We start from the raw sequence: 16,029 nt of genomic DNA, 5'->3' as shown, positions 1-16,029 counted from the left end.
TTTTATTGGCTATAGTTGGCTATGGAAATTCAACATCGAATGAACCATCTTCTGTTTTTACCAACTCGGATAATAATAAATTTCTGACTGCTTCTAGATAAATGGCTTCACGCATTTCAGTAAAAGAACGATGTGCTTCTACTTGAAATTCATAGATGGGGCGATGTTGTCCCCAGTTTCGCCCATTGATGACTGTTTTCAATTGTTGCAGGTTGTCTGATTGTTCGATCCAAAGAGTATCTAAGGCTTTTAAAAGAATGATTCGCTTGAAAAACAGCTGTTGGAAACTATCTGGCATAAATTGTTGAATGTGAATCAAACGCTCTGAAATCAGATCCAATAAAAATTTTTTGACCGTTCGCTTATTAAATTTATCTAGTTTCTCGATTTCAAAAACATCAAAATTATAGTCCAAATTATTAAAGATAAAATCAAGGATCGCTTGTTGATTTAGGTTCTCTTTTTTAGTGGTGAATTGATTGATTGTTTCTTCTATGCATTGATTAATGATGTTTTCTAACTCGACAGGGGTACCTTTCATAATGCTGTTTCTCATGCTGTACATTTTGTCTCTTTGAATGGTAATAATTGAGTCAAATTCTAGCGTCGTTTGACGTCCGGCAATTTCTTGATTTTTGCGATTGCTTTGAGACTGATTGATTAGTTTATTGTATTTTTTCTTTTTTAAGGGCGTGAGATCACTGGATAATTCTTCTTGTTCAGTTAATAATTCTCGTTCGTCGGCGGCCCATTTGGGTGCACTTTCAACCACGATTTTGTCTTCCATAGATACATAGAAAATACTGTCACCCGGATCTCCTTGACGTCCAGAGCGGCCCCGAAGCTGATTGTCAATTCGGTCACTGGTCATCCGCTCAGTTCCTACTACTAATAGACCACCATTTTCCCGTGCGTCTTCTTCCAGTTTAATATCTGTACCACGCCCAGCCATTGAAGTAGCCACAGTTACGGCACCTTTTTTACCAGCTTCTGAGATGATCCAGGATTCCTTGGTCGCTGTTGTAGCGTTTAAAAGATTATGAGGGATTCGATGCTTTAAGAGAATCAGGGAGTATAACGTCGACATTGAGACTGATCCTGTCTCAATCAATACGGGGCGTTCTTGCGTCAAAGCATTTCTTACTGCTTCTAAAGAAGCCATGATTTTCGACTGATTGGTCACATAGACCAGATCCTGATGATCTTTTCGGCGAATGGGTTTATTTGTCGGAATTTCGATTACGTCAATATCATACGTTTCTCGAAATTCGTCGGCGTCTGTTTTGGCAGTACCAGTCATTCCGGACAAAATTTTAAATTTTCGGAATAGGTTTTGGTAGGTAATGGAGCCCATGGAGCGGCTCTCTGTAGTAATCTCTACGCCTTCTTTCGCTTCGATTGCTTGATGAAGGCCAGCTTGTAGTTTTGTTCCAATCAGCTTACGTCCATTTGCTTCATCAAGCAAAAGAATCTCGTTGTCCTCCACAACATAGTCTTTGTTTAAGTGTAAGAGATAATTGGCCCGTAAGGCAATGACTAAATGACGGTAAAGACTTTTCCATTTTTCTGAAAGAATAGTTTCAATACCTAAGTAGTCTTCGGCTTTTTTTATGCCTGCTTCTGTAAACCAAGCGTGACGTTTGTTTTCACTTCTCATAAAGTCTTCACCTTCAATCAAGCTTTTCACAAACCAATCAGATAGCGTAAAAAAATTTGACTGAACTTTGGGTGCTCCTGAAATGATCAATGGCGTTTGCGCCATATCAAGTAATATTGCATCGATTTCATCTATCAGTACATAATTGAAGTGGGTGACATATTGTTCGTCTGGAGAAACAGCCAAGTTGTCAAATAAATAGTCAAAGCCCAGTGCGCTATGCGTCGTATAGACGATGTCTGCTGCATAGACCACCTCTTTATCGATTTCTTCTCCTTCATCTTCATGTTCAGGAACACCTGCAGCCACGGATAGTCCTAGAAAACGATAGACTTTTCCCGTTTCTTCAATATCTCGCAAGGCTAAATACGTATTAGAAGTAATCAAGAAATTGCCTTTGCCTCCCAGACCATGTAAATACATCGGCATGGTTGCGGTCAATGTTTTTCCTTCTCCGGTTTTCATTTCAGCAACATTGCCGTAAAAAAGAGCAATTGCGCCAAGAATTTGAACAAAATAAGGCTCCATTCCCAAGACACGACGGTCTGCTTCGACAACGACAGCATAGGCTTGCGGGAGTAAACTCTCCAGTTTTTTGCCCTGTTCGAGTTGTTGTCGAAAATGAATGGTTTGCATTTGCAATTCTTGATCTGATAATTGCCGATAGTTTTCTGCAAGACTTTGAACTTTTCTCGCCAACCGAATATACTTGCGAAACTTTTTATCTTTCATTTTTTTGTTCCTCCTTTCAAAAACTGATATTGCTTGTGGCTTAAGCTTAATCAGCAATGCTTTCTAATTTAGCACGAATCATGACGTCGTCTAGGTCAAAAAGATATTCCCTCATCAAATCATTGGCTTCTAAAAAAAAGACGATCTTTCCCTTCTGAGTAACTAGTTTCATCTTTCTTGATGCAATAAGTGGTTCTTCGTTTTGATCCAGCAGCGCTTCACCAGAACTTGTTACGAAGTGAAGTGAAAACGTATAGGTTTTGGTGCTATCCATATTATAGTAGGGAAATTCACCGTGATAGATGGACTCTTGATCAACTGCTTCCAAAGAGTCATCAGTCCGCAAAACGACAGCTTTTAGGTTTAACTTAGGCGTCGTTTCATTGTCAGGGACCCTAGATTCTGTAGTCGGTGTTTCGTTGACTGTTAAATTTTCTTTCAAAAAAAAGATACCTCCTAAGAGCAAAACGAGAGGTATGATGACTTCAATTAGTTTTTTCATAGTAAAGACCTTCTTTTGGGGGCTATTTCTCAGGAAATTCTCCCTTTTTTTCTTTTCCAATCCTTGTATTTCTCTGATGACCATTTAAAGTGAGTAGTTTTTACTTATTTGAATTTAAAACGATGATACCACAATGACCAACCTCACCTTTTCCTTTTTTTTTTTTATTTCAACAAAAAACAAGTACAAAAGGCAATTTTAAACCTGTTACTATTTTGTTAAACCTTGCAGATTAAAAAAAAGTAAGAAAATTGGAGATGAAAATGAAGAATCAAAAAGAACTCATTCGAAGAATAATCGCGAGCTTTTTCCTTTTGTTCATTGTTGAGATAGGTAAGCATATCCAGGTTCCTTTTTTTATTTCAGAAAAGATACCAGAGGAATCAACTAGTTTGATTCTGAAATTTTTAGCGACATCAACCGGTGGGAATTTTACTGTTCCAACGCTTTTTTCTTTAGGGATGGGCCCGTATATGACTGCCCTGATCATCTGGACAACGATCAGCATGATTGATACAGAAAGTATCGGAAATCTTTCCACCAAACGAATTGGGTATATTCAACGCAGTTTGACTCTTTTATTTGCTATCCTTCAAAGTTGCGCACTGGTTTTAAAATTTCGTTCCTCAATGATTGATCAAAAAGCAATTGGAGGCTCTATTGTCCTGTTGTTTTTAGGAGCAGTTCTTCTTTTGACGGCTGGGGGATTGTTCGTTGCATGGCTAGCTGATATCAACATTGATAAAGGAATTGGAGGTCAAAGTCTGTTTATTGTTCCAGGTTTACTGATGAATATCCCAGCTATGTTAATTTCGGGACAAACAGAATCCGTTCATTTAAGTCAAAACTTTATTATCGGGTTAGTTATGGTGACCTTAGTTTTTATTTATCTCACACTCTTCCTGTACAATGCAGAATACCGTATCAATATTGAACGGACAGGTATCGACAGTCGCTTTAACAATTCATATATTCCTATTCGACTTTTACCTGCCGGGGCAATGCCTTTCATGTTTGCAGTAACCGTCTTTTCAATGCCACAGCTTTTACTATTGAACGAAAAGTGGGGAGACACAGGCTTTTCAAATTTTATTACGACTTACTTTTCCTTTAATAATGTGCGGGGTATTTTCACTTATGGTCTGATTCTCTATGTTTTAGGTTACGGATTTAGTTTTATAAATGTTCGACCATACGATATAGCCAAAAATCTAAAAGAGACGGGAGATTACATTTTAAATGTTGCTCCTGGCAAACAGACAGAGCGATATATATTGAAGCGTTTATCAACCGTTGCATTACTTGGCAACAGTTATCTTGTGATCGTTTCAATGATTCCCTTGTTGATTGGATTGCAAAATCAAATCATTTCCAACTTAGCTTTTTATTTCGGAAGTATTTTTATGTTGATCATCATTTTAGAAACTATCACAAATGAAATACGGTTCCTCTTTTCCAGACATACTTACCGGATTTTTTAGAGGATGTTAGGAGGCAATTTTTTGAATTATTTTATCCCTGATTGGACGACCAGTAGTGGCAATTTAGAAAGTGATTATATGATGAATATCATTCAGCTTTTCAAGAACAATCGAGAACCGTATCACTTATTGTTATTGGAGCATATACCGTTTTTACGTTATCAGATGCATGCATATGAATTAGAAGTAGCGCAAATGACTTCGCTTTATGATCGCTTGCAAGACATTCAAAAAACCAATGGATTTCCCTTAGATGTCGATGACTTGCCTCTTGCTCAGAATGTTGAGAAGGTCTATACACCTTTTGGAATCACGCTGATTAAGGAAAATCAACCATTTGGTGAAATTCGGTTCAATTCATTTGGTTTTGCAGAACAGATGTCTATAATGACGGAACCTTATCGACAAATCCTCTTTTTCGATGATCGGGGATTTATTTCTGCAAAATCGTTCCAGAATGACAAAGGGGAACAAGTAAAGAAGATTTATTATAACGAATCGGGAATGGAAAAATGTGTGGAATACTTTGGAGAAAATCCACACGTTGAGCTGGTAAATCCTCGGAAAAGTGGACTAAAGAAAAGTCAGTATCGAAGCATGGATGAACTTCTTTTAGAGATGATGAATCAATTTCAACTGAGCCTTGAGCCAGAAGATCAAATCCTCTGTTTGACAAATGAGCGGAGTCTACGATTGGTCAAAACGAACGAGGAACGAAAAAGAGTGATCCAGATCGTTTCTGATGCCCACAGACTTTCAACTTGTGCATCAGATGAAAAAGCAGCATTATGGGCTGGCGAAAATAAAATCATTACGGATTCGACTAGTAATCAAACAGCGCTCTTCTCTTTAATGAAACAGTCCGGTGTCAATGACCTATCTCGGATACAACGCATCCCTATTTACACAACTTCTTTTCAGCTGGGCAATAGCAACTCCATTCCCCAGCTGGTCCTTTATTGGAACGCCGGTGAGCTTAACGAAGACGTTCGGAGAATCCATCATCTATTACTGCAAAAAGTTATTCAGAATGATCGTTATGACTTAATTATCGAAACGACGACATTCCAAAGCGAAGTCGTTTTACGAGAAGCACAAAAAGAACTGGTTGATACTCACTTCGGTGTCGATAGTGAATCTGAGGAGTATCAAAAGGTATTAAAGTATTTCGAAGCAAAAAAGGCGAAAAAGTTATTTAAAACGGATGAAGAGGCGATTGAAGAGATCCGAGAAAGCAAAAATTGGCGAAATCTAGTAGAGGCAGTTGATGTCAATTTTAGGATTCACTTTCGCTTGGATTCTCATCTCACCACGATTCGTCAGGATTTCAATGAGACACGATTGTATATTGATTTGTCTGCTGAAGTTGATGTCCAGAAACAAGCACTAGCTGTTAGTGCAGGGATTCCTCAGCTTGTTAGGAAGAAAACCGATTATGTGGATGACCAAAAGAATGGGCAAATCATTGGTCAAATTAGAGAATTAGATGCAGCAATCGCTTTTTACCTGGACGATTTAAATAATTGGAACCAAGCATTGGTGGAAAATATTAGTTATATTGAGCGTTTTAGTGAGGATAATATTATTAAACAATGGAGGGAGTTGCTAGAGGGTGTCGTCTAAACAGATTCAGGTATTTCATGTTGCAGCTGTTTCTTCTGAGGGGCAAAAGCAGCTTTCTCCTTTGTTTGCCTATCAGTGGCTTCCGTTGGCCTATGATTTCAGAAAAGATGAGCAGGAGCTACAGCTGTTTAAGAAAGACAAATATAATACCAAATACCATCGGGCAATTTTTCTTCTAGAGGAAAATGCCGCGATTCTTGAAAATTTGGAATTTTTAAAACAATTACCAGCCTACCAAATATTTTACGAAGAAAATGGGCAGCTATCTCCAGAAGTTCAAGCGCTATTCACATTAAAAGCAGCGAATCCTTTTGATAAAAAGCAGCTAGAAAATGTTTTTCGTACGATCAATGAGCAATTCTCAGCAAAGCAACAAGGATATAAGCTATCTATGGATCACATGAAATTTAATAAAACTGTCCCGTTGCAGATCGTTAAAGAAGGACATGCAGCCTGTCAGGTAAAGGCACAACTGACATCAGACGATCAGCAAATAACTACTTGGAAAATGACTAACCTGATCCCTAAAAACGAACGCACCTGTTTTTATCCGGAGATCGCAGATGTTCAAGGAGAAGTGACATTAAAAATCAAACTCTTTTTCATTAAAGAAAACACGAATCAAGTCATCCAAGTGATTGAGGTCCTTCACGATCAAATCATAAATGGGGAGCCGGTTTACTTCAAATTAGATCAAAATTCATACATCAATGTTTCATTGTATGCCAAAGGAAATCGAGGGCAATTTACGATCGGGCAGATGCACCTGCGAAGAGCAATGGCAGATGAAAGTGTCATGATTCCAGGAGGTGGTCGGATTCGGGATGAAGAGAATCTGGGGGGAGAAGTGATCTATTACTTTAATCCGGGAGATTTAAAACCTCCATTAGCGGTTTATTTTTCTGGCTATCGTTCAGCGGAAGGATTTGAAGGCCGTGGGATGATGGGAAGTATGGGCTGTCCGTTTCTGCTGATTGGTGACCCTCGTTTAGAAGGTGGGAATTTCTATCTAGGCAGCCAGAAATTCGAACAAGAAATCGTAGCGATCATCTTAGGGAAACTAGCACTGCTAGGTTTTGAAAAGTCAGATCTCATTTTATCCGGATTGTCGATGGGAACGTTTGGCGCGCTATATTTTGCTAGCGATTTAAGCCCAAACAGTGTCATCGTGGGAAAACCGTTGACGAATCTTGGTTCCATTGCTCTAAATGAACGCATCAATCGACCAACTGGATTTCCAACCTCATTGGATATGCTGCTTTACAATATTGGGGTTGTTTCAAAAGAAGCGAGCAGTCAATTGAATGAACGGTTCTGGAGCAAATTCAAAAGTGGCGATTATCGGGAGACAACCTTTGCGATCGCCTATATGAAACAAGACGATTACGACATGGAGGCATTTCCAATGTTGTTTGAATTTTTAAAAAATAATTTCCCCATGACTCGTGTTCTGTATAAAGGCATGATCGGCCGACATAACGATAATAGTCCTGCCATCAATAATTGGTTTTTGAAACAATACAAAAATATTCTCGTGCATACATTTCACCGCGATATCAAGAAAATATTATAGGGAATGAGGGAGTCGATGAATAGTTTATATCGTATCAAGTGGGGGATCGACTTTAATGACAATTATAATTATGGCGCAAAAATAGCTTATATGCCCTCTGGGGATGTCTTGTACTCTTCTCCTTTGATGCCTCCAGGCGTCAGTATTAAATCTTGGTATTCGAAAACAGAATTTCATATTAGTCGGAAATCACCAATGCTACCAATGTTACTGCCTGGATACAAGTACGAGTTAACACTTCATGCTGCATTCGATCGTAAGGAAGCAGTACAGCTATTGGTGGAATTTTTTGATAAGGATGGGTTTTTCCTTGAAAAACTAGTCTTCGAAACAAACCAAGAATGTTTTCTCTTTCCGCAAGGTGCCACTGATTATCAGATTCATATGGTAAACAAAAAGCATCAAGAGATTCATTTTAAGGAATTGGTTTTATCCACTAAGGAGAATCAAGCATTTGAAGTGGTTCCTATAAATGCAAACACTGGAGCAAACCAAGGCTCAAACATAGCAACCAGCGTTGTTGCGGTTACACCGTTGGTTGAGAAACATGCTGCATTATCGGTCGTATTTGAAAAACAGAACAGCTATGTCAAAGAATATTCACTTTCAGATTTTGAAGCAGGATTGTTTGTTGAACCGGATACTAAGGCTGCATCATCGTATTTGGAAGTATTGCTTGAACAAATCTATCAGCGAAGCGACAGTCCTGAAAAAATCAACCTTAAAATGGGACAAAATTTTTCTTTGCTGGAGTCTTGTTACCACGAAGATTTTTCTGTATTAGCTTTATTATTTGCAAAGCCAAATGAAGAAGCCGAAGCACCCGAGCTTATGGATCGTCTGCAAAAAAAGATCGCACTTAATCAAAGGGCACTAAAAGTTTTAGAGAATGTAAAAGAAAACAGGAAAAAATCAACCTAATAAAGAGGGGGACATCATGAATTTTTTTGTAAATAAAGCAATGGGGATTGGTAATTCTGGTGTGGAACATGCACAGTTCTATCGTGCTGCTTGTTTTGATAGAAAAAATATTCCCTATAAGTATATTTTTATGGAGCTAGTGAAGAATCTCCATGAAGCCATGGCGGCTTGGAAAATACCAGATGATAAAGTCATCTCCATGTGGGAATATTTTGCACTAGAAGGTGATTATTTAAGGCAAGGGGCTAAAGCAGTTTTTACTGCACAACAAGATCTCTTAGTAGATGCTACGAACACACATAGAATCAAAGAAACCATCACGTCATCAGGATTAAAAATCGTTGAGCATATGGAAAAATCTCCTAGTCCAAAAAAGGAAGGCTTACTGCTAGTTTCGGATTATCGGGTAGAGATTTTTGACTATCGAACGAATCAAAGAAAAATCATGTACAGTTATCGAAATGATTCGCATCGAGGAAGAGTAATGACGAATATTCATTTGTTTGCTTTCAAAGGCAAACATCGTTTCTTTAGAAATGAAGTCTTATTGCAGCGATTTTTCTTTAAACAACTGATAGAAGAATTCCCAGAAACCAAAAGTATCATCATTGATCGGGGGGAGGAAAGCGAGGCTGCTTTATATGATCATTGTCCTCCGGAAATCAAATTGATTGAGATCGTTCATGCCGATCATTTATCTGATCGTGACGTAGCTAGCGCACCTCTTTGGAACAATTACTATGAATTTGCTTTGACGCATTTGGAACAAGTCGCTCATATCGTTGTTGCGACAGAATTGCAAAGGCAAGATTTGTTGATCGATTTCCCAAACGAGTCCAAAAAAATTGTGACGATCCCGGTGGGAGGGATTCGCGATGTGACAGAAGATTCATTTGAATTAGGCAAACAACAGGCAGAAAAGTTTGTGACAGTCTCTCGTTTGGCATCCGAAAAGCACATTGATCTTGTGATGCGGGCAATTGCTGCAGCAAAAAAAGAACATCCAACGATCTCTTTAGACATCTATGGTCAAGGGGGAGAAGAAGGTAAGTTAAAAGCAGTGATCAAGGAGTTGAATGCAGAAGAGTACATTCGGTTAAAAGGGCATTCTCATGCAATCAATGAAGTATATCCTGATTATGATGCATTTATCTCTGGTTCTTTTTCAGAAGGTTTCGGATTGACTTATATTGAAGCTTTAAATGCAGGATTGCCAATTGTAACCTTCAAGGCTCGTTTTGGGGCCATGGAGTTGATCAAAGAAGGAGTCAATGGTTATTTGAAAGATTTTTCTAGAACTGATGAAGCTTATACTATTCAGCAACTAACAGATGGCATTCGTCAGTTGACTGCTTCTGATCTGAACCAACTTAAAGCCAATACCCGCAAGTCTGTACGAATGTTTCAAGACGCGATAATTGCAGAGAAATGGAGTGAGTTGATCGATGCATTATGAATTAGTCACCGTGATCCGACCAAATGACCGAATTTGGATGGCACAAAAATCACGAATCAAAGAAGGAAGTCAAGTGTTGTCCATCTCACCGAGTCCAAATTTTCAAGCGATGCTCCAAAAAGAAGCATTGCAGGGAATAAATATTTTAGATCAAGTGACACAGCGCAGTCACGATCCAGAAGCCTTTCTGTTTTTTAACCAAGTACCAACAGCTTACTCTACAGAAGTTTATATGAACGAGGACCGGACCATTTCCTTGATCACTGATGGAGATGAAGTAGGTAAAGTGAGCTTGTATCCTATGACTAGAAGACATGTCAAAGAAGTTCGCTACTTTTATCCTGATGGCACGACAGATTTCATTGAAGAATATGCCGCAGATGGGAAATTATTCTCAACTATTTATTACTGCAATGACCAGGTTCAAGAGATTGCTTTTTTCAATGATCAGCAACAAAGTATTCTGAATTACTATTTTTATCAAGGCACCATCAATTTAGTCACGATTCGTGATACAGAAACATTCAAGGTAACTCAAAAATTTAACACAACACTTGATTTCATTCGTGATCAGTTAGCTTTTCGGTTAACAGAAAATGATACAGTTGGCATTTCATATATGGGGTTAGAATTATTTTCTCTAGCAAAATCCAACTCGACAAATACACTTTATCTGGAAGAATCGCCGCTTGATGGCAAAGGGAATATCAAAGGGAACTTAATGAGTATTTTAGATGACCGCGTTCCTTATATTCATAAGGTAGAAGTCGATCAAAAGAATTATCAGTTGTTGGCAAACAAAAATGTATGCATGGACAAAGTTGTGTTGAAAGGATGAAGACAAAATGAAAAAAATGAAAACCACTGAATTGTATGAGCAAATTATGTTGTTAATAAAAGAGAACAGCGGGTCCATGCTCACTTTTGAGAAGGAACAAGAGGAAGCAAAGAAACTTTTTGCTCATCAAAACGCATTGATTGATCAGCTGATTCAAATCAATCAAGAAATGAAAGCAATGATGAACAAGTCAGAAAACGATATCGATCTAAATGTGATCCAAACATTAAAAAAACAATTCAATGCATCTTTTGAGCAGCAACAGGAGGAGCAAAATAAATTACAAATGATTTATGAGAAGCTCTTTTCTGCTTATGAGGTTGAAAAGCAAATGCTTCGAACCTATTTTTTGAATGAAACCGAGCAGATCATTGAACGGTTAACCTCAACCGTCGAAAGACAAGATAACGATGTGAATCAATTGAGTCAAGAGCTGATTGATGAGCTTCGGGCAGTGGAAGTAGCAGAGGTAGTGAATGAGATAGCTACAAACGAAAATGAACCAGTAGAAAATGTTTCAGAACTGAGTGAATCACTACAACTGGCAGACGATCAGAACCAGTAGATAAACCAGTTTTCTTCATAGTTGTTTGCCGAAAATAAACTGGGAAGAGGTGATTTCGTTGGCGAATAATCAGCTAGAAAAAACGATTCAAGCGGGATTTCAAGAAGAACGAGAAAACGTAAGAAATCACTCAGAAGAAAAGAAAAAGGGCAAAGCGATCACCATCGTGCTTTCCTTAGTTATGTCGATCGTGATCCTTGGATCGTTGGTTTATTCTTTATTGGAAGCATTACAGAAGTAAGAATAAAAATAGGTCCTGCATTTTAGAAAAAAGGATTTGAAAAATATGGAAACTAGATTACTAAGCGTTTGTCGATTAATTAGCACGATCAACCCAGACTTAAAGATACCTGATACATCAGTCGTTGCTGTCAATATTGATCGCGAGAAATTAGAAGAGATACGCAAATGTAAAGGACTATCTGTGAAATCTTTTGAAAGAAAGATTGGGTTATCTCGCTCACGGTACTATAGATGGGTACAATATGAGATCGATTTGCCCTTCGAATTGGTTGTTGGCATCAAGAAAATGTTGAGCATTTCAGATACCGAATTGCTAGACATGTTTGCAATGTCAACAGATGAACAACTTCATCTATTGAGTGTATTGATTTATAGCTCTTTATCAACGAAAGAGGACATGTTTGTTACCTTTATGAAAGTTAGAAAAGAGTTAGAAAAGTTTCGCCCCTCAACTGAGGATAATACGATATTTAAACTCATGTTGGCCTATTCCGACCTCGTATTTGGTTGTATGAACCAGAAAGTCCCGGATGCAAGTTTAGAAATGCTTGAAACATTTTTTCTGGGAACTGATTTTTATACATTATTTGACAGCCTTTTATATTTAGCTACATTACGCATCAAACAGCGCTATGGCTTGCACGCTTCATCTTTAGAAAAACAAATTTTTTTGTTAGAGAGCTGCCTTTTAAAGAAAATAAATTCGACTGATTTTACGGAACTGCGGCCAGTCTTAGTAGGCGCCGTATTAGATTTATCAGAATGTTTGGTAGACATCCAACGCTGTGATGATGCGGTTCAATTACTTCAACATGCAAGTCGTTTAATGGAGGAACATTGGCATATTGATGTCTATAATCAGACAGTTCTAAAATTAGTCAAATATTTGCTGCTTACAAGGAATACTGCACAAGAAGATCCTGCTGTACAACTGTTTTCTAAAAATTTGAAGGGTGCAGAATGGTGCTTACCAAAAGATGAAGTGATGTTTGTGCGGGCAATGATGGAAAAGGAGATGGGACAAGCGTGAATCGGTGGGTGACGACGATCATTGAATCGAATGCAGCAGATTCAGTCAAAAAAGCGAAAGTAGATGTTTTTCACATTGCCAATGGGATGGATTATCAACCTTTATATATTTATCGTTATATCGATGAGAATGAAGATGATTATGCACTTATGTCAAGGATTGATGGCATTACAGCTGGTGTCGCTTATGAAGATATCGTGGTCTATCAATATCCAAGTTATAACGGAGCCCATTTTGACCGAATGTTCTTACAAAGAATGAAACAAAGAGGGATTTACACGAGTTTATTCATCCATGACGCTGAGATGTTACGTGGGAAAGTCGATTTTGATGAATCTGCTCTTTTCAATGAAGCAACAGTATTGATCGTTCATAGCCAAGCTATGCAGACAGCCTTAGTCGAAAGAGGCGTGACACGGAGAATGATCCAAAAACCATTTTTCGACTATCAGCATCAAGATGTTAGTGTCAGTCATGAAAGACCAGAAAAACGAGTTGTCTTTGCAGGAAATTTGGCAAAAACCCGTTTTCTACAGCAGTGGCCCAATCGCACGGAAATTCTTGTATACGGCGATAAAAACGACAGTCATTTTGGTCCGAATGTTCATTATTGTGGTGTTTTTGAGCAAGAAGAATTGGTTCGTAGGATGGAGAAAAATGGTTTCGGACTTGCGTGGGATGATAAGTTGCCTGATGGTGGTGACTACCAACAATATACGAAGTATAATGCACCGCACAAAATCTCGTTGTATCTCTCGTTAGGAATCCCTGTCATTGTATGGAAAGAAGCAGCTATAGCAGAGATGGTACAGAAACTGGAACTTGGCATTACTATCAACGCAATTGAAGACATTGATCATCAATTAAGTGAGTTAACAGATGAAGAGCTGCTGCGGATAAAAAATAATGTTCTTTCATTTAGTTGTTTACTGCAATCAGGAATATTTACTAGAACGGCACTGATGGATTCAGAAGTGAAAATACTCCTAGGCAAAGGAGCAAGTCAAGCATGAAACAATCGATGAGTACAAAGAAGTTATCCGCAATCATTCAAATCAGCGAACTAGATCAGATGTTGACTGATTTGAAACAAGCGATCGAACAACGGGATAGTAAAATTGCGCGATTACAACAAATGATTTTAGAAAAACGACAGTCAGCCATTGGTTATCGCGATTTTATTGTCTTAAAGAATAGCCAAGAAGAATTGAGAGAGTTATGCAAAAAAATTGACTTGCAGCTGGTCAAAACCAATGAACTTTTACGGCATATACGTAATACAAAAGTAATTTTCAGCGACTTGTTGCTTTTAGAAGCAGAAGTCAACGAACAAATGAGTAAAATTCAGGAACTGTCCAATGCATTCTTTATCCAAGAAGAGGCAGGAAAATAGAGGATGAAATAGCAATAGTGTTATTAGGGAAGCTGTAAGTCATGATAAATAGGGAAGTTAGGGGGATTAGTGTGAACAAAATCATTGCATTAGACATTGATGAATTTCGAGTAGGCGTTGTTGGCTACGGCTATCAAGATGTCAGAAGTTCTGTTTATTCAGAAGTCAAAAAAAATAATCTACAATATCTTTTAGGAAAGAATAATGAACCGATCTACCTAAAAAACAAAGTAGGGAAACGAATACTTCTCGGGGGCAGCGAGAAAGAAATCACTTGGGGGCTCGACAAGTTGTATAGTCGACGATCAGAAGCCTATCAAACATTTGGCAATCCGTTGGCAATCCTGGGAGACCAAAAATTTAAGACATATATCAAAACGATACTCTCTTATTTAGTAGCGAAAAGACCCTCACTTTTTACTGAAATTGCAGAGGATTACTTTAGCTGTTCATTATGCCTTGGCGTAGCAACAGAAAGTTTTGACCGGCTTGCTGACATTGAGAGACAACTGGCAGATGAATTCGAGACAGTTGTTGATGGCACTCACTATCAGATCCGCATCGAGCGAGTAAAGCTGATCCCGAAATCTCTGGGCGCAATTTTTGAAAGCAAACGAAATGATATTCATTTGATGTTAGGCGTGGAAGAAATTCTTGCTGGGTTGACCTATGTGATTGAAATCAATGATCATTCTCTCACTTGTGATAGCTACGAAAATGGGGAACTGATCAAAAGTTCAAAAGTCACAGACGGCTTGTTTGAATTGGCAGGCAACGTGGTACAAGCTTATCAAGAAAATGAGGGGGATCATCCCGCACCTATCTTTGCGCTAGATCATGGCGTCGTTTACGATATGCTTGTCACAGCTAAGAAAAACAATCCATTTGTCGTGACGATCAATGGAGGTCAGACAATAGATTTAACTGAGATCGTTAAAAAAGAGACGACTGCTTTGACAGATCAATTGATTGATTATGTAAACAGTGATCAAGATATTCAATATGCTGATACAATTCTAATCAGAGATATTCCTTCAGAAACGATCAACGAAAACACAGTAAATCAGGCACTCAACAAGATGGGGTTATCTTGTAAAGTGTTTAACAATAAAAATGCTCTTGGCGTGTATCTCTTCGGAGAGTTGTTTTGGAAAAGTCAACTGAATGCTTCGATAGATCACTTTGAGGATAACAGTCCATTTCCAATGAAGCCAGACGGTTTAGAGTCGAAAGTGAATGCAGAACCTTTACCAGTCGAGAAGTCCCTCGAATCTTCAACTAACCAAATTGATTCTGAGCTACCAGAAGCTACCAAGCAAAAGAGTCATCATAGAAGCTTATCAGTAGAAGCAATCTTTGCGGAACAGTCGGAATTGCTTGATTTCTTGATCAGCAACGACAAAGAATAGTCAATTTGGAGAAGGAAACGCGAATTTCGAGCGGATTGCAATAACCTTTCCCTTTTTCCAATGGCCAGTCTTTTGTACTAGATCAGAACATCGGACTTTGCAATAAAGTCTTGTCGTCAATAAGGATTGATATGTTGTACAAAAAACACACTTGGGACTGAAGAATCAATTATGATTCATCAGTCCCAAAAATGATAAAGACGTTTCTTTGTACAGTAAAAGTTAAGAGAACTTATAAATAAAGCGAAAATAACAGTAAGATTTTAAAGAATCTGCTAAAATTTTTGTAACCGAAAATGAAAATAATATGATTGTTTATGAAAATTTCATTTTCAGTTTACAATTATTTTTTTTTGACAAGTGAAATTTTAGCGAGTAGCCAATCACTCCTGATGTTTAAGAGTTTTTATGGAAAGAACTTTTATCACAAACAAAAGATTCTTTCTGGATTTTGAGTATTTATCATGAAAAAAATATTCTGTTGTTTTTCAAACAAAAGAAATCCTATTTCATTTTCACAAATTCCCTTGAGAGAAGGATCCATTTTTTGGCTTTTGCTCTCATTTTTCTCACAGAATCAAAATTTGGGTCATTTTGCATTTTCTC

General features: G+C 38.0%; 14 protein-coding genes. 12 read left to right on the top strand and 2 right to left on the bottom strand.

Annotated features, from left to right (window positions below; translation table 11 throughout):
* Positions 1–19 precede the first annotated feature (19 nt).
* Both secA2 and IGJ17_RS12570 read right to left on the bottom strand, forming a co-directional pair.
* Positions 20–2,389, bottom strand: a complete 2,370-nt coding sequence (gene secA2 / locus IGJ17_RS12575; protein WP_244732301.1) for an accessory Sec system translocase SecA2 — start codon at positions 2,387–2,389, stop codon at positions 20–22.
* Positions 2,390–2,435: 46 nt separating this feature from the next.
* Positions 2,436–2,831 carry a hypothetical protein gene (locus tag IGJ17_RS12570; RefSeq protein WP_244732300.1) on the bottom strand — a complete coding sequence of 132 codons (396 nt, stop codon included), beginning with the start codon at positions 2,829–2,831 and terminating at the stop codon, positions 2,436–2,438.
* 323 nt (positions 2,832–3,154) lie between these two features.
* Between IGJ17_RS12570 and IGJ17_RS12565 the strand changes: the two genes are divergently transcribed.
* From IGJ17_RS12565 to IGJ17_RS12510, 12 genes are all read left to right on the top strand, one after another.
* A complete protein-coding gene (locus IGJ17_RS12565) occupies positions 3,155–4,372 on the top strand; it encodes a preprotein translocase subunit SecY (protein ID WP_034872023.1) in 1,218 nt (405 codons plus the stop codon).
* Between the two features lie 21 nt (positions 4,373–4,393).
* Positions 4,394–5,995, top strand: a complete 1,602-nt coding sequence (asp1, locus tag IGJ17_RS12560; RefSeq protein WP_429961464.1) for an accessory Sec system protein Asp1 — start codon at positions 4,394–4,396, stop codon at positions 5,993–5,995.
* Positions 5,985–7,568, top strand: a complete 1,584-nt coding sequence (asp2, locus tag IGJ17_RS12555; RefSeq protein WP_061053140.1) for an accessory Sec system protein Asp2 — start codon at positions 5,985–5,987, stop codon at positions 7,566–7,568. The genes asp1 and asp2 overlap by 11 nt, the downstream gene beginning before the upstream one ends.
* 15 nt (positions 7,569–7,583) lie before the next feature.
* On the top strand, positions 7,584–8,489 hold the full coding sequence (asp3, locus tag IGJ17_RS12550) for an accessory Sec system protein Asp3 (protein WP_034872025.1): 906 nt from the start codon (positions 7,584–7,586) through the stop codon (positions 8,487–8,489).
* A 16-nt stretch (positions 8,490–8,505) separates the two neighbouring features.
* Positions 8,506–9,945, top strand: coding sequence for a glycosyltransferase (locus IGJ17_RS12545; RefSeq protein WP_016612576.1), 1,440 nt, complete (start codon positions 8,506–8,508; stop codon positions 9,943–9,945).
* Positions 9,935–10,783 carry a hypothetical protein gene (locus IGJ17_RS12540; protein ID WP_086372295.1) on the top strand — a complete coding sequence of 283 codons (849 nt, stop codon included), beginning with the start codon at positions 9,935–9,937 and terminating at the stop codon, positions 10,781–10,783. Before IGJ17_RS12545 ends, IGJ17_RS12540 begins: the two co-directional genes overlap by 11 nt.
* A 7-nt stretch (positions 10,784–10,790) precedes the next feature.
* Positions 10,791–11,348, top strand: coding sequence for a hypothetical protein (locus tag IGJ17_RS12535; protein WP_016612578.1), 558 nt, complete (start codon positions 10,791–10,793; stop codon positions 11,346–11,348).
* Positions 11,349–11,397: 49 nt separating this feature from the next.
* Positions 11,398–11,589, top strand: coding sequence for a hypothetical protein (locus tag IGJ17_RS12530; RefSeq protein WP_077452924.1), 192 nt, complete (start codon positions 11,398–11,400; stop codon positions 11,587–11,589).
* Between the two features lie 45 nt (positions 11,590–11,634).
* Positions 11,635–12,621 carry a helix-turn-helix domain-containing protein gene (locus IGJ17_RS12525; RefSeq protein WP_016612580.1) on the top strand — a complete coding sequence of 329 codons (987 nt, stop codon included), beginning with the start codon at positions 11,635–11,637 and terminating at the stop codon, positions 12,619–12,621.
* Positions 12,618–13,634, top strand: a complete 1,017-nt coding sequence (locus IGJ17_RS12520) for a sugar transferase (protein ID WP_016612581.1) — start codon at positions 12,618–12,620, stop codon at positions 13,632–13,634. Before IGJ17_RS12525 ends, IGJ17_RS12520 begins: the two co-directional genes overlap by 4 nt.
* Entirely contained in the window at positions 13,631–14,014 is a 384-nt protein-coding gene (locus IGJ17_RS12515) for a hypothetical protein (RefSeq protein WP_016612582.1), read from the top strand. The genes IGJ17_RS12520 and IGJ17_RS12515 overlap by 4 nt, the downstream gene beginning before the upstream one ends.
* A gap of 71 nt (positions 14,015–14,085) precedes the next feature.
* On the top strand, positions 14,086–15,423 hold the full coding sequence (locus IGJ17_RS12510; protein WP_225869307.1) for a hypothetical protein: 1,338 nt from the start codon (positions 14,086–14,088) through the stop codon (positions 15,421–15,423).
* The last annotated feature ends 606 nt before the right edge of the window (positions 15,424–16,029 follow it).

Origin of the sequence: Enterococcus sp. DIV1096b (assembly GCF_050498765.1) — a bacterium.
In the GTDB taxonomy this organism is placed as follows: Bacteria; Bacillota; Bacilli; order Lactobacillales; family Enterococcaceae; genus Enterococcus_D; species Enterococcus_D entomosocium.
Note: the sequence above shows the minus strand (reverse complement) of the source record. Positions and strands in the feature narration are given on the sequence as shown.

What these genes read in the sequence shown, in the direction of transcription:
- IGJ17_RS12565 (WP_034872023.1), top strand. Translation starts at nt 3,155, where the DNA reads ATGAAGAATCAAAAAGAACTCATTCGAAGAATAATCGCGAGCTTTTTC.
- IGJ17_RS12535 (WP_016612578.1), top strand. Translation starts at nt 10,791, where the DNA reads ATGAAAAAAATGAAAACCACTGAATTGTATGAGCAAATTATGTTGTTA.
- IGJ17_RS12545 (WP_016612576.1), top strand. Translation starts at nt 8,506, where the DNA reads ATGAATTTTTTTGTAAATAAAGCAATGGGGATTGGTAATTCTGGTGTG.
- IGJ17_RS12540 (WP_086372295.1), top strand. Translation starts at nt 9,935, where the DNA reads ATGCATTATGAATTAGTCACCGTGATCCGACCAAATGACCGAATTTGG.
- IGJ17_RS12525 (WP_016612580.1), top strand. Translation starts at nt 11,635, where the DNA reads ATGGAAACTAGATTACTAAGCGTTTGTCGATTAATTAGCACGATCAAC.
- IGJ17_RS12515 (WP_016612582.1), top strand. Translation starts at nt 13,631, where the DNA reads ATGAAACAATCGATGAGTACAAAGAAGTTATCCGCAATCATTCAAATC.
- secA2 (WP_244732301.1), bottom strand. Translation starts at nt 2,389, where the DNA reads ATGAAAGATAAAAAGTTTCGCAAGTATATTCGGTTGGCGAGAAAAGTT.
- asp3 (WP_034872025.1), top strand. Translation starts at nt 7,584, where the DNA reads ATGAATAGTTTATATCGTATCAAGTGGGGGATCGACTTTAATGACAAT.